The sequence below is a fragment of the Microbacterium sp. M4A5_1d genome (assembly GCF_053345465.1).
The window spans coordinates 285,770-304,699 of the sequence record NZ_JBKFAD010000003.1 but is presented as its reverse complement, the minus strand read 5'-3'; the positions used below and the strand labels follow the sequence as shown (position 1 = coordinate 304,699).

Annotated in this window: 16 protein-coding genes and 1 tRNA gene; 11 read left to right on the top strand and 6 right to left on the bottom strand. The window is 69.6% G+C overall.

The window, feature by feature from the left end; translation table 11 throughout:
* Nucleotides 1-21 precede the first annotated feature (21 nt).
* The 6 genes from ACLBWJ_RS13365 to ACLBWJ_RS13340 all read left to right on the top strand — a co-directional run bounded on the left by ACLBWJ_RS13365 (nucleotide 22) and on the right by ACLBWJ_RS13340 (nucleotide 6,193).
* The gene (locus ACLBWJ_RS13365; protein ID WP_447660533.1) at nucleotides 22-738 is read left to right on the top strand and encodes an NRDE family protein; all 717 of its coding nucleotides are present in this window, start codon (nucleotides 22-24) and stop codon (nucleotides 736-738) included.
* A 94-nt stretch (nucleotides 739-832) separates the two neighbouring features.
* Nucleotides 833-1,891 (top strand): aspartate-semialdehyde dehydrogenase, encoded by a 1,059-nt coding sequence (locus tag ACLBWJ_RS13360; RefSeq protein WP_447660532.1) that lies wholly within the window; start codon nucleotides 833-835, stop codon nucleotides 1,889-1,891.
* 20 nt (nucleotides 1,892-1,911) lie between these two features.
* The gene (locus tag ACLBWJ_RS13355) at nucleotides 1,912-3,420 is read left to right on the top strand and encodes a malate:quinone oxidoreductase (protein ID WP_205289255.1); all 1,509 of its coding nucleotides are present in this window, start codon (nucleotides 1,912-1,914) and stop codon (nucleotides 3,418-3,420) included.
* Between the two features lie 5 nt (nucleotides 3,421-3,425).
* Nucleotides 3,426-4,040: a thymidine kinase gene (locus tag ACLBWJ_RS13350; protein WP_274178744.1), complete on the top strand. Its 615-nt coding sequence runs from the start codon at nucleotides 3,426-3,428 to the stop codon at nucleotides 4,038-4,040.
* A gap of 101 nt (nucleotides 4,041-4,141) precedes the next feature.
* Nucleotides 4,142-4,861, top strand: a complete 720-nt coding sequence (locus ACLBWJ_RS13345; RefSeq protein ID WP_112617207.1) for a FadR/GntR family transcriptional regulator — start codon at nucleotides 4,142-4,144, stop codon at nucleotides 4,859-4,861.
* A gap of 48 nt (nucleotides 4,862-4,909) precedes the next feature.
* Complete coding sequence (locus ACLBWJ_RS13340) at nucleotides 4,910-6,193, top strand: alpha-hydroxy acid oxidase (protein ID WP_447660530.1); 1,284 nt, start codon at nucleotides 4,910-4,912, stop codon at nucleotides 6,191-6,193.
* 99 nt (nucleotides 6,194-6,292) lie between these two features.
* On the opposite strand, the gene ACLBWJ_RS13335 is transcribed toward ACLBWJ_RS13340, so the two are convergent.
* The 4 genes from ACLBWJ_RS13335 to ACLBWJ_RS13320 all read right to left on the bottom strand — a co-directional run bounded on the left by ACLBWJ_RS13335 (nucleotide 6,293) and on the right by ACLBWJ_RS13320 (nucleotide 10,710).
* Nucleotides 6,293-7,057, bottom strand: a complete 765-nt coding sequence (locus ACLBWJ_RS13335; RefSeq protein WP_447660529.1) for an HAD-IIB family hydrolase — start codon at nucleotides 7,055-7,057, stop codon at nucleotides 6,293-6,295.
* Nucleotides 7,058-7,118: 61 nt separating this feature from the next.
* Nucleotides 7,119-7,192, bottom strand: a tRNA-Pro gene (locus ACLBWJ_RS13330).
* Between the two features lie 48 nt (nucleotides 7,193-7,240).
* Nucleotides 7,241-8,170: a metallophosphoesterase gene (locus tag ACLBWJ_RS13325; RefSeq protein WP_269267670.1), complete on the bottom strand. Its 930-nt coding sequence runs from the start codon at nucleotides 8,168-8,170 to the stop codon at nucleotides 7,241-7,243.
* Entirely contained in the window at nucleotides 8,170-10,710 is a 2,541-nt protein-coding gene (locus tag ACLBWJ_RS13320; protein WP_323986121.1) for a transglycosylase domain-containing protein, read from the bottom strand. The genes ACLBWJ_RS13325 and ACLBWJ_RS13320 overlap by 1 nt, the downstream gene beginning before the upstream one ends.
* A gap of 107 nt (nucleotides 10,711-10,817) precedes the next feature.
* On the opposite strand from ACLBWJ_RS13320, the gene ACLBWJ_RS13315 reads away from it, so the two are divergent.
* The 3 genes from ACLBWJ_RS13315 to ACLBWJ_RS13305 all read left to right on the top strand — a co-directional run bounded on the left by ACLBWJ_RS13315 (nucleotide 10,818) and on the right by ACLBWJ_RS13305 (nucleotide 13,345).
* Nucleotides 10,818-11,039: a DUF4177 domain-containing protein gene (locus tag ACLBWJ_RS13315; RefSeq protein WP_094261190.1), complete on the top strand. Its 222-nt coding sequence runs from the start codon at nucleotides 10,818-10,820 to the stop codon at nucleotides 11,037-11,039.
* On the top strand, nucleotides 11,036-11,503 hold the full coding sequence (locus tag ACLBWJ_RS13310; RefSeq protein WP_447660527.1) for a RidA family protein: 468 nt from the start codon (nucleotides 11,036-11,038) through the stop codon (nucleotides 11,501-11,503). Before ACLBWJ_RS13315 ends, ACLBWJ_RS13310 begins: the two co-directional genes overlap by 4 nt.
* Before the next feature lie 102 nt (nucleotides 11,504-11,605).
* On the top strand, nucleotides 11,606-13,345 hold the full coding sequence (locus ACLBWJ_RS13305; protein WP_447660525.1) for a Na+/H+ antiporter: 1,740 nt from the start codon (nucleotides 11,606-11,608) through the stop codon (nucleotides 13,343-13,345).
* A gap of 22 nt (nucleotides 13,346-13,367) precedes the next feature.
* Here the strand turns inward: ACLBWJ_RS13305 and acs are convergent, their stop codons facing one another.
* Nucleotides 13,368-15,332 (bottom strand): acetate--CoA ligase, encoded by a 1,965-nt coding sequence (acs, locus tag ACLBWJ_RS13300; protein WP_404568706.1) that lies wholly within the window; start codon nucleotides 15,330-15,332, stop codon nucleotides 13,368-13,370.
* 288 nt (nucleotides 15,333-15,620) lie between these two features.
* Complete coding sequence (locus ACLBWJ_RS13295) at nucleotides 15,621-16,892, bottom strand: MFS transporter (protein WP_447660524.1); 1,272 nt, start codon at nucleotides 16,890-16,892, stop codon at nucleotides 15,621-15,623.
* Between the two features lie 106 nt (nucleotides 16,893-16,998).
* On the opposite strand from ACLBWJ_RS13295, the gene ACLBWJ_RS13290 reads away from it, so the two are divergent.
* Nucleotides 16,999-18,015 carry a TadA family conjugal transfer-associated ATPase gene (locus ACLBWJ_RS13290; RefSeq protein WP_447660523.1) on the top strand — a complete coding sequence of 339 codons (1,017 nt, stop codon included), beginning with the start codon at nucleotides 16,999-17,001 and terminating at the stop codon, nucleotides 18,013-18,015.
* Complete coding sequence (locus ACLBWJ_RS13285; protein WP_274178736.1) at nucleotides 18,012-18,911, top strand: type II secretion system F family protein; 900 nt, start codon at nucleotides 18,012-18,014, stop codon at nucleotides 18,909-18,911. The genes ACLBWJ_RS13290 and ACLBWJ_RS13285 overlap by 4 nt, the downstream gene beginning before the upstream one ends.
* The last annotated feature ends 19 nt before the right edge of the window (nucleotides 18,912-18,930 follow it).

The following is an 18,930-nucleotide window of genomic DNA, read 5'->3' as shown; positions in this document are numbered from 1 at the left end:
CCGCCGAGAGCGAGTGATCCCATGTGCACCGTCGTCATCCAGGTGCCCGCCGATCCGAGCCGGCCGGTTCGGCTGCTGGCCGTCCGCGACGAGGATCCGTCGCGTGCGTGGGACCCGATCGGTCCCTGGTGGCCCGACACGTACGCCGATGTCGTCGGCGTGCGCGACCGTCGCGCCGGCGGGGCCTGGCTCGCCGCCGACCCGGCCGCTCGCCGGCTGGCCGTCATCCTGAATCGAGCCGACGTGCTCCCGGATGGCGCGCCGGCGCTGTCGCGCGGCGGCATCGTCCTGGATGCGGTCGCGGGCTCGCCGCCGACGGGTGCCCCGCCCACGCACGGCTTCAATCTCGTCGACGTCTCGCCCGGTGGGGTCCGCGTCTCGATGTGGGATGCCGCGACCCTGCGGACGGTCGACCTCGGTCCCGGCACCCACATGATCGCCCACGACGACGTCGACGATCCGCGCACCGCCCGGATCCGTCGCTGGCTCGGCGAGTTCGCGGCGGCCGCGCCGGAGCTCGATCGCGCGGACGGCCTGCAGCCCTGGCTCGACGTGCTCCAGGACACCGCGGCCACCCCGGCCACCGACGACGCCGCGATCATCCGCGACAACCGTCCGTACGGCGTGCCGACCTTGTCGCTGCTCGTCTGCACCGCTTCCGTCGGCACTGGCGGGGTCGACCTCGCTTACGGCGCCCTCGACGTGCCGGGGGAGTGGAACCGCCCCGAGATGGCGTGAATCGCGCGGTCATCGGCTGTCACGTGCGTCGGACCCGCCCCGGTGCGCCGATAGAATCGCCGAAACCCGATCACGCTTCACGCAAGGAACCGCTATGACCCGCATCTCCGATTCCGGACTCTCCGTCGCCGTCGTCGGCGCCACTGGCCAGGTCGGAAAGGTGATGCGCGAGATTCTCGTCGAGCGGAACTTCCCGATCCGCGAACTGCGCTTGTTCGCCACCGCGCGCTCGGCGGGCACCTCGATCGAGTTCGCCGGGCACGACGTGATCGTCGAGGAGATCGCCACCGCAGACCCCGCCGGCATCGACATCGCGCTCTTCTCTGCGGGGGCGACCGGATCGCGCGCGCACGCGCCGCGCTTCGCAGAAGCAGGCGCCGTCGTCATCGACAACTCCAGCGCCTGGCGCATGGACCCCGAGGTTCCCCTCGTCGTCAGCGAGGTCAACCCCCACGCCACGGTTACCCCGCCGAAGGGCATCATCGCGAACCCGAACTGCACCACGATGGCCGCGATGCCGGTGCTGAAGGTGCTCGACACCGAGGCGGGGCTCGAGCGCCTCATCGTCTCGACCTATCAGGCGGTCTCGGGCTCGGGCCTCGCCGGCGCCGAAGAGCTGCTCGGCCAGGTCGAGGGAGTCCTCGCTCAAGGACACACGCTCGATCTCGTGCACGACGGCTCGGCGGTCGACTTCCCGCAGCCCGAGAAGTACATCGCCCCGATCGCGTTCGATGTCATCCCGTTCGCCGGCAACCTGGTGGACGACGGCGACAACGAGACCGATGAGGAGAAGAAACTCCGCAACGAGAGCCGCAAGATCCTCGAGCTGCCCGACCTGCGCGTCGCCGGCACCTGCGTGCGCGTCCCCGTGTTCACGGGTCACTCGCTGTCGATCCACGCCGAGTTCTCGCGCGACATCACGCCGGAGCGGGCGCGCGAGGTCCTGGCCGCGGCGCCCGGTGTCGTGCTCGAGGAGGTCCCGACGCCTCTGCAGGCAGCCGGCAACGACCCGAGCTACGTCGGCCGCATCCGCGCCGACCAGTCCGCGCCCGAGGGCAAGGGACTCGTGCTGTTCATCAGCAACGACAACCTCCGCAAGGGTGCCGCGCTGAACGCGGTGCAGATCGCGGAGATCGTCGCCGAGCGTCTCTGACGTCAAGGCGGGGCGGCGGGATGCCGCGCGCCGCCACCGGGATAGACTGGTGCATCGTGAGTGAAAAGGTCGACGTCGTCCTGATCGGCGGGGGCATCATGAGTGCCACGCTCGGTGTGCTGCTGAAGCAGCTCCAGCCCGATTGGAAGATCGAGGTGCACGAGCGCCTGTCGGATCTGGCGCAGGAGAGCTCGAACCCGTGGAACAACGCGGGCACGGGTCACGCCGCGCTGTGCGAGCTGAACTACACGCCCGAGGCGTCGGACGGCTCGGTAGATCCCGGCAAGGCGATCACGATCAACGAGCAGTTCCAGCAGAGCCGTCAGCTCTGGGCCTCGCTCATCGAGCGCGGCATCCTCGACGAACCGTCGACGTTCATCAACGCGACGCCTCACATGACCTTCGTCCGCGGTGAGAAGGACGTCGCGTTCCTCAAGCGCCGCTACGAGGCGCTCAAGGACCAGCCCCTCTTCGCGGGCATCGAGTACTCGGAAGACTCGCGCGTCATCAACCAGTGGGCGCCGCTGCTGATGCAGGAGCGCCGCAAGGGCGAGCCGTTCGCGGCGACGCGCGTCCCCGCCGGCACGGATGTCGACTTCGGATCGCTCACCCGGCAGCTGTTCTCGCACCTGCAGGAGCAGGGCGTGGAGGTCATCACCGACCGTGAGGTGCGCACGCTGAGCCGCCAGAAGGACGGCTCGTGGCGGGTCTTCTGGCGCAATCGCCTCGGCAAGACCCCCGGGCACACCGACGCGCGCTTCGTCTTCGTCGGGGCCGGCGGCTGGGCGCTGAAGCTGCTGCAGAAGTCGGGTATCCCCGAGATCAAGGGCTACGGCGTCTTCCCGATCGGCGGGCAGTTCCTCAAGACCACGAACCCCGCCGTCGTCTCGCAGCACAAGGCCAAGGTGTACTCGCAGGCCTCGGTGGGTGCTCCGCCGATGTCGGTTCCCCACCTCGACACGCGCGTCGTCGACGGCGAGGCCTCGCTGCTGTTCGGACCGTTCGCGACGTTCAGCCCGAAGTTCCTCAAGAACGGCCGCATCACCGACATCGTGTCGCAGGTGCGCCCCCACAACCTGCTGCCGATGCTGAAGGTGGCCGTCGACAACCCGAGTCTCATCTCGTACCTCGTCGGCGAGCTGCTCAAGAACCACCGCAAGAAGGTGGAGTCGCTCCGCGTCTTCATGCCGACCGCGAAAGACGAGGACTGGGAGCTGATCCAGGCCGGTCAGCGTGCTCAGGTCATGAAGAAGGACCCGAAGAAGGGCGGCGTGCTGCAGTTCGGCACCGAGGTCGTGACCTCTGCCGACGGGTCGATCGCCGGTCTGCTGGGGGCCTCGCCGGGCGCCTCGACTGCGGCATCCATCATGCTCGGACTTCTCAAGACGTGCTTCCCCGACCGCATCGCGGGCTGGGAGCCCGAGCTGAAGAGGCTCATCCCGAGCTACGGGCAGCCGCTGAACCCGCGGGCGGATGCCGCTCGCGCGTCGATCGAGGCGACGGCCGAAGCGCTCTCGATCAATCCCTGACGGGCATGGCCAAGCTCTACTTCCGTTACGGAGCCATGAACTCCGGCAAGTCGACGGCTCTCCTGCAGGCGGCTTACAACTACGAGGAGCGCGGCCAGCACGTGCTGCTCGCGAAGCCCGAGATCGACACGAAGGGCGCCGGCCAGATCGCAAGCCGGCTGGGCGTCGAGCGAGACGTCGACTTCCTCGTCGGTGCGGACGACGACCTGCGGGCCGTCTTCGGCGTGCATCGTGAGCGCGTGCGCGCCGAGACGGGAGCGGATGTCGCCTGCCTCCTCATCGACGAGGCGCAGTTCCTGACGTCGGAGCAGGTCGACGATCTGCTGCGGACCGTGGTGGAGGAGAACGTCCCGGTGCTCGCCTACGGCATCCGCACCGATTTTCAGACCCGCGCCTTTCCCGGTTCGGCGCGTCTGATGGAGCTCGCGCACAGTCTCGAAGAGCTGAAGACGATCTGCCGCTGCGGGCGGAAGGCCCTCTTCAACGCACGTCTGGTCGGCGGACGCTTCGTGTTCGAAGGCGACCAGGTGGCGATCGACGAGCTCGCTCTCGACCGGGTGACGTACGAGTCGATGTGCGCTGAGTGCTATCTCCGCGAGTCGGGTGGTCGCCTCGCCTGAGGCGTCCGGCGACTGATACGTTTCACGACGCGCCTGTCCAGGGCTTTGCGCGGTCAGACCACAAGATGTATCGTGGTCCGGCCACCAAGGAGAGGGGCGTCATGGCTGACGGAACCCCGGCGCGCGCCTGGCGCGTCGTATTGGAGAAGATCGAATCCGATCTTCTCGCCGGCAAGCTCGGTCCCGGCGACCGACTGCCGTCCGAGCGCGACCTGGTCGCGCAGCTCGGGGTCGGGCGATCCAGCGTGCGCGAAGCGCTCCGCGTGCTGGAGGTCATGGGCCTCATCCGCACCGCGACGGGATCGGGGCCGAGCGCGGGGGCCATCGTCGTGGCCCGCCCGACCGGCGGCATGCAGGCGCTCCTCCGGTTGCAGGTCGCCGCGCAGGGCTTCGCCATCTCGGATGTCGTGAACACGCGTCTCCTGCTCGAGGAGTGGGTCGCCGGTGAGCTGGCCGGCTCGTCCGACGTCGATCTCGAGCGGGCGCGCGAAGCGCTCCGTGCGATGGATGCCGCCGACCTCAGCCCCGCCGACTTCCTGGCACTCGATGCGCAGTTCCACGTCGCCTTGGCCGAGGCATCGGGCAACGAGGTCGTGGCGGCGATGATGGCGGGCCTCCGATCGTCGATCGAGGACTACGTGCTCCAGGGTGCCGCGCGCATCCCGGATTGGGACAGCGCGGTGGACCGCCTGCGCGACGAGCACAACGCGATCGTGGCGGCGATCGACGAACAGCGGGTAGACGATGCCCGCACCGCCGTCCACGACCACATCACGGGGTACTACGCGTCCGCGAACCCCGTGCGCCCCGAATCCACCTGAACCCATCCGGTCCGACCCCGTCGGCCCCGCCGGAACTGAGGAGAGAATATGGTCACCCGACAGTTGCCCAAGATTCCCGAGCTGCTCGAACTGATGCAGTTCAAGGCCCCCGATCTCAATGGACGCCGCCGCCGACTCACGTCGGCCCTGACGATCGATGATCTGCGGACCATCGCGAAGCGCCGCACGCCCAAGGCGGCGTTCGACTACACCGACGGTGCCGCGGAGGGCGAGATCTCGCTCGCGCGAGCACGGCAGGCGTTCCAGGACATCGAGTTCCACCCCGACATCCTGCGTCCGGCGGAATCGGTCGACATGTCGACCGAGATCCTCGGCGGGCGCTCGGCGTTGCCGTTCGGAATCGCCCCGACCGGATTCACCCGGTTGATGCAGACGGAAGGCGAGAGCGCGGGGGCATCCGCCGCGGGCGCGGCCGGCATCCCGTTCACCCTCTCGACGCTCGGGACGACGTCGATCGAGGGCGTCCGGGCGGCCAACCCGCACGGACGCAACTGGTTCCAGCTCTACGTCATGCGCGATCGTGAGATCTCATATGGTCTCGTCAAGCGGGCGGCCGAGGCGGGCTTCGACACTCTCATGTTCACCGTGGACACCCCGGTTGCGGGAGCGCGCCTGCGTGACAAGCGCAACGGGTTCTCCATCCCGCCCGCGCTGACCGTCGGGACGATCGTCAACGCCATCCCGCGCCCCTGGTGGTGGATCGACTTCCTCACGACGCCCAAGCTCGAGTTCGCGTCGCTCACGACCACCGGCGGCACCGTCGGCGAACTCCTCAACGCCGCGATGGACCCGACCATCAGCTACGACGACCTCGAGGTCATCCGCAGCATGTGGCCCGGGAAGATCGTCATCAAGGGCGTGCAGAACGTCGAGGACTCCAAGCGGCTCATCGACCTCGGAGTCGATGGCATCGTGCTCTCGAACCACGGCGGCCGCCAGCTCGACCGCGCCCCCGTGCCGTTCCACCTCCTGCCGCAGGTCGTGCGCGAGGTCGGGAAGGACGCCACGGTCATGGTCGACACCGGCATCATGAACGGTGCCGACATCGTTGCCTCCATCGCGCAGGGCGCGAAGTTCACTCTGATCGGACGCGCTTACCTCTACGGGCTGATGGCGGGCGGCCGTCAGGGCGTGGACCGGACCATCGCGATCCTGCGCAGCGAGATCGAGCGGACGATGCAGCTGCTCGGCGTCTCGAGCCTCGAGGAGCTCGAGCCGCGTCACGTCACGCAGCTGCAGCGGCTCGTGCCGGTCACCGGCTCAGCGCCGCGCCGCGCCGCCACGCGCGCCAAAACGGCGTCGCGAGCCTGACGACGGGACGCGAAGCAACGGGCCCCGGTGCCGGCAGTCGTCAGGCTGCTCGGCCCGGGGCCCGGGCGCGTGTCGTGCGGAGTCGTCCGCGTCAGCGCATCAGCGCAGCGGAAGCGTGGGGATGAGCTGGTCGAGGAAGTCGGCGGTCTCTTCCCAGCCCTCGACCGCGTGGCAGGCCACGCCCATCGCGAGCACCGGATAGTCGTTGCCGTTCTCGTCGAGACGGTCGCCGACGAACAGGATGTCGTCCTGCGGGATGCCGCTCTGCTCGATCAGCCGGGTCATGCCGTAGGCCTTGTCGATGCCGCGCTCGGTGATGTCGACCGACGTCGAGCCGCCCGCGCGCACCTCGAGGTCGGGGATGCGGTCTGCCACGGCCGCTCGCAGCGCATTCTTCTTCTCGCCGGAGGGATCCCACGCCATCTTCGCGTCGACGGGAGCTTGCTGGCCCAGCGCGGAGAACGTGATCTGAGACCCACGGTCCTCGAGGATGGGGCCCCAGGTCTCGCTCTCCCACAGGCCGAGCCGACGCGCCTCTTCCTCGACCACGGCGAGGGCGCGGGACTTCTGGTCATCGGTCAGCGAGCGGGCGTAGACCGTCTCGATGCCGGCGGGGGAGAGGCGGTAGTACTGCGTTCCACAGGTCGGCAGCAGGTGGAAGTGCGACAGCAGGTCTGCATCCGTCTCGGGCAGCTGGTCGACGACCTGCGCGGTGAACTGCGCGAGGTGTCCGCCGGAGATGATCGCGACCTCGACGCGGGCCGCAAGATCGAGCAGCTGGCGCCCGATACGCGGGTTGATGGCGCTCTTCGAGGGAGCGAGGGTATCGTCGAGGTCGAAGGCGACCAGTCGGGGGATGGGCATCCGTGCTCCGTTCTCCGGTGGCATGAAAGAGGCCCCGCCTTGCGGCGGAGCCTCTTCGCTGTCGGGGTGACAGGATTTGAACCTGCGGCCTCGTCGTCCCGAACGACGCGCGCTACCAAGCTGCGCCACACCCCGTGGCAACCCTCCAAGCTTACCCCGATCCGGCTCGGAAGACGAATCGGCTCACGCCCGAGCGCGGAGGACCAGCACGGAGGCCTCGGGGCGGCACCCGAAACGCACCGGCGCATAGATGGAGTGACCGAGGCCCGCGCTCACATTGAGTGGGACACGGTCCGCACCCCATGAGCTCAGGCCGCGCGCCTGATCGAGCGGAATATCGCAGTTGGCGACGAGGGCGCGCGAGGCGAAGGGGATGCGGACCTGCCCGCCGTGAGTGTGGCCGCCGAAGACCATGTCCGCCCCCAGATCCACGAAACGGTCGAGCACGCGGCGATACGGGGCGTGGGTGACGCCCAGGGTCAGGTCGGCGCTTCTGCGGCCTTGCAGGGCCGCCAGAGCGCCCGGCAGCACGTCGAGGTCGTCCCAGTCGCGGTGCGCGTCGTCGACCCCGACGCCGTCGATTCGCATGCCGGCCACGCGCACGGCAGCGGCGGCGTTGTCGAGCTCGGACCAGCCGAGGTCGTCGGCGAAGAACGAGTCCATCGCCGCGGTGTCGAGTTTCGGCGCCGCTTTGGCGTGACGCGAGGGGCCCGTGAAGTAGCGCAGCGGGTTCCGCGCGCTCGGCTCGAACACGTCGTTCGACCCGTGGACGAAGAAGCCCGGCACGCCGCGGAGGGGAGCAAAGGCGCGGCGGATGCCGGCGAGGCCGCGGGCATGGCCGAGGTTGTCGCCCGTGTTGATGACCAGGTCCGGCTGCGTCGTCTCGGCCAGCTCTGCGATCCACCGCTGCTTGCGCTGCTGCCACGGCGCCATGTGGGCGTCGGAGAGGTGCAGCACGGTGATGCTGGGGCTGCCCTCGGGCAGCACGTGGACTTCGTGGCGACGGACGGTGAACAGATGGCGCTCGATGCCCACCCCCCAGACGACCGCACCGCCGGCGCCCAGGGCGCCGGCGGTGGCGATCGTGGAGAGCGTCCTGCGGACGCCTGCCATCAGCAGTTCTTCGCGGTGTACTCGATGGTGATCTGCGTCCCGCGGCCGACCGCCTCGCCTGCGGCAGGGCTGGTGCCCGTCACCGTCGGCTGCGGCGGGTCGTCCTTCTCGGTACACGCCGTTGTCACGCTCGTGAAGCCGGCGGCTCGCAGTTGGCGCTCGGCCTCCTGCGGGTTGCCCGTCACCGGCGGCACCGTGGCGCCCTGACCGTTGCTCGGTGTGATCGTGATGGTCGCGCCGCCCGCGGCGCGACCCGCGCCCGGATCCTGCGACACGATCCGGCCTTCGGGCTCGGTCGAGTCGGTGGGCTCGGCGACGTTCACCGAGAAGCCGGCCGCCTCGAGGGTGCCGCGCGCCTCATCGACGTTCTGACCGACGACGTTCGGGAGCTCCGTGAGGGTGTTCTTCGTGAGGTTCGTGTCCGGGGTCGGGAACCGATCGCCGCCGAACTTGGCGTTCGCCGCTCCCTGCATCTTCGGCCAGATCGCGTTTCGGATCTGATCGAGTCGCCAGCCGTTGACGCGGTACTCGTTGAGCTTCGCGAAGCCGTCGACGTTGCCGACCCAGACCACGGTGGCCACCTTGGTGCTCGCACCGTCCATCCAGGTGTGCTCGTACTCGTGGATACCGGTCTTGCCGAACACCGGCACGCCGTCGAAGATGCGGGCGCCCTGGCCCGTCGCGTTCATGACGCCTTCGAGCGCGAAAGCGGCAGTGGCGGCGACGTTGGCGGAGATGGCCTGGTCGCAACTCGTCTGCGGCGTGATGTCGGTGCCGTCGGACTTGACCGCACGGTCGATGACCTTCGGCTCGCACCGCGTGCCTCCACCGGCAATCGCCGCGTAGGCCTCCGCCATGTCGATGGGTGCCACCGCCGCGGATCCCAGCACATCATAGGGGTTGTTGTTGACGTCCAGCGGGTCGCCGTTGGACTGCATGACGCCCATCTTCATCGCGACCTGGTTGGTCGAGCACACCGAGATGCGCTCGGCCATCGCGAGGAAGCCCGAGTTCAGCGAGTCTTCGGTGAACTTCTTGATCGTGCCCGAGTAGCCGTTGCTGCTCTGGAAGTTGCCGATCTCGTTCGGGCGGCCGCTGTTGCCGGTGCGGACGTTCTGGGTGGCGCCGTCGCAGCTCGTCAGCACGCGCTTGTTCCCGACACGGCCGTTGATCACTTCGTTCACGGAGTGCCCCTGCTCGAGCCAGTTGATGAGGCTGAACACCTTGTAGGTCGAGCCCGCGGAGTGACCACCGCCGCCGTCCTGGTTGCGCACGTTGTAGTTGACCGGGGTCACCGTGCCGGCGTCGTCTCCGGTGGGCGCGAACGGGCGATTCTGCACCATCGAGAGCACGCGGCCGGTGCCGACCTCGACCTGGACGCCAGAGGCGCCGAGGTTCAGACGGTCGTCGGTCGCGGGCACGACGGACATCGCGTCGAGCGCGGCATCCTGGAGCTGCGGGTCGAGAGTGGTGTAGATCTTCATGCCGCCGCGGCGCAGGTTCTGTTGGCGCTCCTCGAGCGACTCGCCGAAGGCCGGGTCGTCGAGGACGATGTTGCGGACGTACTCGCAGAAGAACTCGGCGCCGGCGGCGAGCTGGCAGCCCTGCGGGCGCTCCTGGATGTTCGGGGTGATCGGCTCCGCGATAGCGGCATCCCGCTCTTCCTGCGTGATCTTGCCATCCGAGAACATGCGTTTGAGCACGTAGATCTGACGGTCCTTCGTCAGCTCGTAGCCGTTCGCGGCGCCGTTCGACTCGCTGTCGGGACGATCCAGACGGTAGGTGTTCGGCTCCTGCACCATGCCCGCGATCGCCGCGGCCTGGCCGATCGTGAGCTGCGAGGCGGGCACGCCGAAGTAGTACTGCGACGCCGCGCCGATGCCGTAGACGGTGCCGCCGAAGTGCGCGATGTTCAGGTAGCCGAGCAGGATCTCGTTCTTCGGATACCGCTTCTCGAGCTGGATCGCGTACCGCATCTCCTGCAGCTTGCGCTCGATGCCGTCGGTGCCGGAGGAGACGGTGGTCGAGCGGAAGCACGCCTCGACCTCGTCCTGCGACTTGGCTTCCTTCTCGCACGCCTGTTGCAGCACGTTCTTGACGTACTGCTGGGTGATCGACGAGCCACCGCGGGTGTCGCCGCCGCGCAGGTTGCCGAACACCGCGCTCGCGGTGCCGAGAAGGTCGACGCCGCCGTGCGTGTAGTAGTTCTTGTCCTCGCTCGACGTGATCGCGTCGAACATGACCGGCGCGACCTCATCCCACGTGACCGGGATGCGGTTCTGGTCGTAGAACTGCGTCATGAGGACGTCGTTGCCGTCTGCGTCCTTGCGGTAGAACTCGGTCGGCAGCATGAGCTCGTCGACCTCGAGGTAGCTCGGCATGTTGTCGAAGACGTCGATCGCGCTGGTGGCTGCGTAACCCGACACGGCGATGGCGGGGGTCACGGTAGCCGTGACGAGGATCCCGGCCACAGCGCTCAGGCCGACCAGGCCGGCGAGACCGCCGAGCACACCGGTGGCCGTGCGTTTCTTGTGAGGCATAGGGTGATCGTAAGCGAGATACCTGGGCATCCGCCTCAGGACCACCCCTTGCGCGCGTGCGTCCGCGCATGCCGGCGCGCGCGCGAAAGCCACAGATCGGAGCCCCGATGACGACGTGGGAGTACCTCACCACGCCCCTGCTGATCCACAACACCGCGGCGATCCTCAACAACTGGGGCAAGCAGGGCTGGGAGCTCGTGCAGGTCGTTCCTGGACCCGAGGGCGGACTCGTCGCGTACTTCAAGCGTCCCGTGGGCGGGGGAGCAGCCAACGCCGGTCTCGGGGCGGCCCACCAGGCGGCCCAGCAGTTCGAGGGCACGGGCGCATGAGCGTCTCGGCGCGTCTGGCCGAGCTCGGCATCCAGCTTCCTCCCGTCGTCCCGCCCGTCGCCGCCTACATCCCCGCGACCGAGCACGACGGTCTCGTCTACACCTCCGGGCAGCTGCCCATGGTCGACGGCGCGCTGCCCGCGACCGGCAAGGTCGGCGAGGGCGACGGTCTCGTCGCCGCCGACACGGCCAAGCAGCTCGCGTGTCAGTGCGCGCTCAACGCCATCGCCGCCGCGGCGGATGTGGCCGGCGGTGTCGACAACCTCGCTCGGGTCGTGAAGGTGACCGGGTTCGTGGCATCCGTCCCCGAGTTCACGGGACAGCCCGGTGTCATCAACGGCGCGAGCGAGGTGCTGGGCGAGATCTTCGGCGACGCGGGTCGTCACGCGCGGTCGGCGGTCGGGGTGCCGGTGCTGCCGCTCGACTCCCCGGTCGAGGTCGAGGTCGTCTTCGCCCTGGTCTGATCGCCGGGCTCTCCGCCCGCCGCGAACCTCGGGCGGAACACCGCCCGTCCGGTCGCCCGCGGCTCTACGCTCTGGTGTGGACCACGCGGAAGGGCGGTAGGGATGCAGGGACTCGAGGTCACGGTTCTGCTGGGCATCGCCCTTCTGGTCGGAACCGTGCTGGCGCCGCGGCTGCGCGTCGCGACGCCGCTGGTGCTGCTCGTGATCGGTCTGCTGCTCGGGTTCGTGCCCGAGCTGCGGGCGATCGAGCTGCCGCCGGAGACCGTGCTGCTGCTCTTCCTGCCGGTGCTGCTGTTCCGCGAGGCGTGGACGACGTCGCTCCGCTCGGTCCGCCGGTCGCTGCGCTACATCGTGCCGATGAGCACCCTGCTCGTCGTCGCCTCGGCGTTCGCCGTCGCGGCGGTCGCGACTTGGCTGGGGGTGCCGTGGGAGGCCGCGCTCGTGCTCGGGGCCGCGGTCGCCCCGCCCGACGCCACCGCGGTGGCCGCGCTCGGCCGGCTGCTCCCCGCCCGCACCTTCATGAAGCTCAAGGCCGAGAGTCTTACGAACGACGGCACCGCCCTCGTCCTCTACGCCATCGCGGTCTCGCTCCTGCTCGGCGACCAGGTCAGCGCCCTCTCGATCACGGGCATGGTGCTCCTCTCGTATCTCGGCGGCGCTGCGGCCGGCATCGCCGTCGCGGCCCTCGCCTTCCTCGCGCTGCGGCGGATGCAGTCGACCCTGACGATCAACCTGACGCTGCTGCTCGTTCCGTTCGTCGCGTTCCTCATCGCCGAGCTGATCGAGGCGTCCGGCGTGCTCGCCGTGGTCTTCGCCGGGCTCATCATCGCCTGGGTGTCGCCGCGCATCACGACGGCGATGTCGCGCCGTGCCGCCGATGCCACCTGGCCGTTCGGGGTGTACCTCCTCAACGGAGCGCTGTTCGTGCTCATCGGCCTCGAGGTGCAGCTGGTGCTGCATGAGATCTCGCCGTCGGAGATCGGCATCCTGCTTCTCGTCACTCTGGCGGCGTGGGTCGCCCTCTTCGTCGTGCGCTACCTGTTCCAGTGGCTGTTCTCGCCCTTCTCGCGCCCGGCGCCCGGGTCGAGCAGATCGCTGCGTCATCGTTCTCGGGTCGTCAGCACGGTGTCGGGGTTCCGCGGCGCCGTGTCGCTCGCCATCGCGCTGTCGGTGCCGATCACGACGGCTTCGGGGGAGCCGGTCGAGGGACGCGACTCGATCGTGTTCGTTACGGCGGGGGTCATCGTGCTCACGCTGCTCGTGCAGGGGCCGCTGCTGCCCGTCGTCATCCGCTGGGCGAAGCTGCCCGCCGACGATGCGGCGATCGAGGAGTACGAGCTCGCCCAGCGGGCCATTTCGGGCGCCGCCCTCGCTGCGCTCGACGACCTCGCCGCAGAGCACGGGGTCAGCGATCGTGTCCGCGACCGTGCCCGGCACGAGGGCTACGAACGCCTCGAGCTCGCCAACGCCCGCGCCGTCGCGCGCCAGCGGGCGGCGGAGGAACGCGACCCGGATGCCGACATCGACGACGACTCGTCCGACGAGGATGCGTCGCGCATGGGCCCCGTGCCGCCGGGACCGTCGGACGGGGACGGGCATCGGCCTGCGCCGCAGCTCGAGATGATCGCCGTGAGCGACGACATCGACTTGACGCAGCGCTCGCCGCTCATCCGGCACCGGGAGGCGACGCGGCTGCGGCTGGCGATGCTCGATCGCAAGCGCGAGGTGCTGCTGCGCCTGCGGCGTGACGGCACGATCGACGACCTCGTGGCACGCCGCATCCTCGCCGACCTCGACATCGAGGAGATCCGGGCCCGCGGACTCGATCGCGACGCCGAGTGACGCGATCGAGCCCGCGCGCGGGCTACTTCAGCTGTGCGCTGATGACCGACATCACCGCGGTGTCGGCGAGTGTCGTGGTGTCGCCGACCTCCCGGCCCTCGGCGACATCCCGCAGCAATCGTCGCATGATCTTGCCCGAGCGGGTCTTCGGCAGCTCGCCCACGATGTAGACGTCGCGCGGCCGTGCGATGGGTCCGATCTGCTCGCCGACCCATTGCCGGAGCGACGTCGCGAGACCGTCGGGGGAGTGGGCGTCGAGGTAGCTCTGCTTGATGATCACGAACGCGACGACGGCCTGGCCCGTGGTCTCGTCGGAGGCTCCGACGACGGCCGCCTCGGCGGTCGATTCGTGCGCGACGAGCGCGGATTCGATCTCGGTCGTCGACAGGCGGTGGCCCGAGACGTTCATGACATCGTCGACGCGGCCCATGAGCCAGATGTCGCCGTCGTCGTCGAGCCGGGCGCCGTCGCCGGCGAAGTAGTAGCCCTGCTTCTGGAACTTCTCCCAGTAGGTCTCGACGAAGCGGTCGGGGTCGCCCCAGATGCCGCGCAGCATGCTCGGCCAGGGCTCGGTGATGACGAGCAGCCCGCCGTTGCCCTCGCCCACGCGGTTGCCCTCCTCGTCGACCACATCGATCGAGATGCCGGGGAGAGCGACCTGCGCCGATCCGGGCTTGGTCTCGGTAACCCCCGGCAGCGCGGAGATCATGATCGCGCCGGTCTCGGTCTGCCACCACGTGTCGACGATGGGCGCCTTCTTGCCGCCGATGACCTTGCGGTACCACATCCACGCCTCGGGGTTGATGGGCTCGCCCACCGAGCCGAGGAGGCGGATGCTCGACAGGTCGTACTGCGCCGGAACCTGACGGCCGACCTTCATGAAGGACCGGATCGCGGTGGGGGCGGTGTAGTAGATCGTCACGCCGTACTTCTGGATGATCTCCCACGAGCGGCCCGAGTGGGGCGTGTCGGGGGTTCCCTCATAGAGCACCTGTGTCGCGCCGTTGGCGAGCGGTCCGTACGTGACGTAGCTGTGGCCGGTGACCCACCCGATGTCGGCGGTGCACCAGTAGACGTCCGTCTCGGCGTGCAGGTCGTGCACGACGCGGTTGGTGAACGCGGCCTGCGTGAGGTAGCCGCCGGAGGTGTGCAGGATGCCCTTCGGCTTTCCCGTCGTGCCCGAGGTGTACAGGATGAACAGCGGGTTCTCTGCGGGGAACGCCTGCGCGTCGTGATCGGGGGATGCCGCGGGCACGACGTCGTGCCACCACAGGTCGCGCTCGGCGTTCCACTCGATGTCGTTGCCGCCGCGCCGTACGACGATGACGTGCTCGACGGTGAGCTGCGGGCCGGTACCCCGGTCGGCCAGCGCCTGGTCGACGGCGGGCTTGAGCGGCGAGACCTTGCCCTTGCGATAGCCGCCGTCGGCGGTGATCACGAGCTTGGCTCCGGCGTCGTCGATGCGGGTCCGCAGGCTGTCGGCGGAGAACCCGCCGAAGACGACGGAGTGCACGGCGCCGACGCGGGCGACGGCGAGCATCGCGGCGACGGCCTCGGGGATCATCGGCATGTAGATCGCGACGCGGTCGCCCTGCTCGATCCCGAGCTCGGTCAGGACGTTGGCGAGGCGCTTGACCTCATCGGTGAGCTCGCCGTAGGTCACAGCGCGGTCATCGCCCGGCTCGCCCTCCCACAGCAGCGCCACACGGTCGCCGAGGCCGGCCTCGACGTGACGGTCGAGGCAGTTGTACGCGACGTTCAGCTCACCGTCGGCGAACCACTCGGCGAACGGGGGATTCGACCAGTCGAGTACCTGCGTGAAGGGCTTGTGCCAGTGCAGCTCCCGGGCCTGGTCTGCCCAGAAGCCCTCGCGGTCGGCTGCGGCGCGCTCGTAGAGCTCGGCGGTGCCGACGGCGGATGCGGCGAACTCCGGCGACGGCGCGAACCGCCGGGTCTCGGTCAGCAGGTGGTCGATCTGGCTGCTCATACGGCACGCTCCTTCGCGGTCGATGGCGCCCGCGCGCGGGCGGCGTGCGGTCAATCTAGACCGCGGCGAGATCAGGAGACTACCGCCGATAGTGGGTGGTCATGCCGAGGGTGGTGTGGGCGCGCGGTGATTGGGTAGCAGCCGGTTCGACAGCGTAAGCTGATCCGTGGCTGCGACATCGTTCGCGCCCGTGGCGGCCCGACCTACCCCCCAAGCGGCGGGACGTTGCGTGGGCGGCACCCCTATCCCCCAATGTGGGGTGCCGTCCTTCTTCTTTTCTCCCGGGTTTCACGCGGCGAGGTGGTGCTTCCACTCGTCCGGCAGCGCACGGTGGGGCCGCAGCGGCGAGAGAGCGAACGCGGCCGCTGCGAGTGTCAGCAGCAGAGGCGACAGCAACAGGGCGACACCGTTCGATGCCGCGCTGCCGACGATGCCCGCGACGAGTGCCCCGAGGGGCATGGCGCCCTGCGTGACGAATCGGTTCGCGGCGGTGGCTCGTCCCATCAGCTGCGGCGGAGTCACCTCGGCGCGCAGGCCAGCGGAGCTGATCATCGTCGTCACGACGATCAGGCCGAAGGCGAAGCTCGACCCCGCGACGAACACGACCGAGGGAAGCGGCACCACGTACGCCGACGGCAGGATCAGTGCGGCCACGGGAAGCAGGCAGTATCCGGTGAGCATCGTTCGGATGGGACCCAGGCGGGTGCGGATCCGCATGGCGACGAACGACCCGATGATGGCCCCGGTCGCCCCGATGCCGCTCGCGAGCGCGTAGCCGCTCGCGGTCATCCCGAGGTCGTCGAGGGCGACGAGAACGATCAGCGTTGCGAAGACGCCGGCGCCGGCGTTGATGAGGGCATTCGTGACGAGCATGGTCCGGAGAACGGGATGCCGCCGGACGAACGCGATCCCCTCGACGAGCGACGCCCAGAACGGGGGAGGGGCGACACCCTTCTCGCGAGGCTCCGGTGCGCGGATGAGCGAGGCCGCGACGGCGGCCAGGATGCCGGTGACCGACGTGATGACGTAGAGGAGCGGTGCCGCCAGGCGTGTGAGCACGGCTGCTGCCAGCGCGGGGCCGACGACCTGCATCGAGGCGTCGGTCGACTGGATTCGAGCCGTTGCCTCGGATACCCGCGACGGCCCGACGATGGCCGGGGTGAACGCCGTCTGCGCCGTGTCGGAGAATACCGACGTCACGCTGATGATCGCGGCGACCCCCATGAGCTGCCACACCGAGAGCCAGCCGGCGATGTACGCGACCGCGACGCTCGCCGCAGCGACAGCACGGATGAGCTCGGTGCACACGAGGACGGGCCTCTTAGGCCACCGGTCGACCCAGACGCCGGCCGGGAGACCGATCACGAGATAGGCGCTCAGGCCGAGCGCGGAGATGACACCGACCTGCCACGCCTCGGCTCCGAGGACGGCCACCGCCGTCACCGACAGGGCGAGTGTCGCGAACTGGCGTCCGGTCTCCTGGAGGGCATTCGACGCCCACAACCATCGGAAGCCCGTGTTGCGGTGAACCGCACCGGTCGACTCGTCCTGAACCACCATGCCAGTGTCTCGTTCCGGTTCCTCCCCAACGGGGATAAGACACGGCTTGTGCCACGAATGGCGGCGGCCCGCGAATGAGGGCGGGGGCGCTTTCTAGTGTTGGGGCATGGCATCAGCATTCGTCGTCGTTCCGCGCCCGGGCTCGGCTGCGGCCTCACGCGGCGAACCGGCGTCGGTGCCGGGACCGCGGCGACAGCTCCCCGATGATGCGGCGCTCGACCCGCTGCGCGAGTACCTGCTCGATCCCGATGTGACCGATGTCTTCGTCAATGGGGAACGCGGCGTCTTCATCGACCGCGGCCGGGGCACCGAGGCCGTCGAGGGGTGGCGTCCGAATGAGGCGGAGGTGCGCGCTCTCGCCGTCGCGTTGATCGCCCTCGGCGGGCGTCATCTCGATGACGCTACGCCCTGTGCCGACGTGCGCTGGGCCGGCGGCATCCGGGTGCACGCCGTGCTTTCGCCGGTGGCCTGCGAGGGGTCGGTGATCTCGATCCGGCTCCCCGCGGTCGAGCAACTGAGTCTGGCCGATCTCGAGCAGCGAGGCATGTTCGACACCGCGGTCGCCGCGGACCTTCGTCGGCTCGTCGAGGAGCGCACCAACCTCCTCGTCACAGGGGCGACGGGCGCCGGCAAGACGACGCTCCTCGCAGCGCTGCTCTCGGCCGCGAGCCCGACCGACCGGATCGTCACGATCGAGGATGTCGCCGAGCTGAGGCTCGATCACCCGCACCATGTGAGGCTCGAGGCGCGCCAGCCCAATCTCGAAGGCGCCGGAGCTGTGCCGCTCGCTCGGCTGGTCCGGGAGGCGCTGCGCATGCGGCCCGATCGGCTCGTGGTGGGCGAGTGCCGCGACGAAGAGGTCCGCGAGTTGCTGACCGCCCTCAACACGGGGCACCAGGGCGGAGCAGGGACGGTGCACGCGAGCGGTCTGGCTGAGGTCCCGGCCCGGCTCGAGGCGCTCGGTGCGCTGGCGGGCCTCGACGATCACGGCGTCGCCCGCCAGGTGGTGAGCGCGATCGGCGCGGTCGTCCACGTAGGAAACGTCGACGGTGTGCGACGGGTCATGGGGATCGCCCGCCCGGTCCTCAGAGACGGGCGCCTCGGGATCGAGGAACAGGCATGACGCGGACTTGGCGCTGGCGCCGTTCCGCGGCTGAGTCGGATGCTGCAGCGGCGGATGTCGCACCCGTCCTGCATCGTCTCGCCGTGCTCCTCGAAGCAGGCATCGCACCCGACCGGGCCTGGGAGCACCTCGCCGCCTCGGGTGACTCGGCACCTCGGCGCGTGCACGAACGACGACGAGCGGGCCGACCGCTCGCCGACGCCATCGCTGCCGAGGAGGGCGCCTGGCGCGAGGTCGCCGAAGCCTGGCAGGTCGCGACGACGGTGGGCGCCCCGCTCGCGCGCACGCTGCGCGGGATGGCCGAGGCGCTCCGCGACGCCGAGGCAGCTCGTGACGACATCCGCGTCGCGCTCGCCGAGCCGACGGCCACGGCGCGCCTGGTCGGGTGGCTGCCGCTCGCCGCCGTCGCGCTGGCACTGCTGCTCGGTTTCGATGTGCTCGCCACGCTGCAGCACCCTGTGGGCGCAGCGTGCCTCGTCGTCGGGGCGCTGCTGATGGTGGGCGCGCACGTGTGGACACGTCGTCTCGTAGCTCGCGCCCGGCCGGGCGGTGGTATCCCGGGCATGTCGGCGGAACTCCTCGCGATCGCGCTGTCGAGCGGCGTATCGATCGGCCGTGCGGAGGAGGTACTGGCATCCGTCGACGTCTCGCCGGCGGATGCCGACCGAGACGTCCTCGATCTCTCGACCTCGGCAGGCGTGCCGGCGGTGGACCTTCTGCGCGCCACCGCGGAGCTCGAGCGCCACCGCGCCCGCATCGAGGGGCGGATGCGGGCGGCGCAGCTGACATCACGGCTGCTGCTGCCGCTCGGGGTCTGCACCCTGCCCGCGTTCCTCCTGATCGGCGTCGCGCCGATGCTCCTCAGCGCGATGACGAGCACCTCGGTGACGCTGTGACGTCGCTACCCCCGCGCGA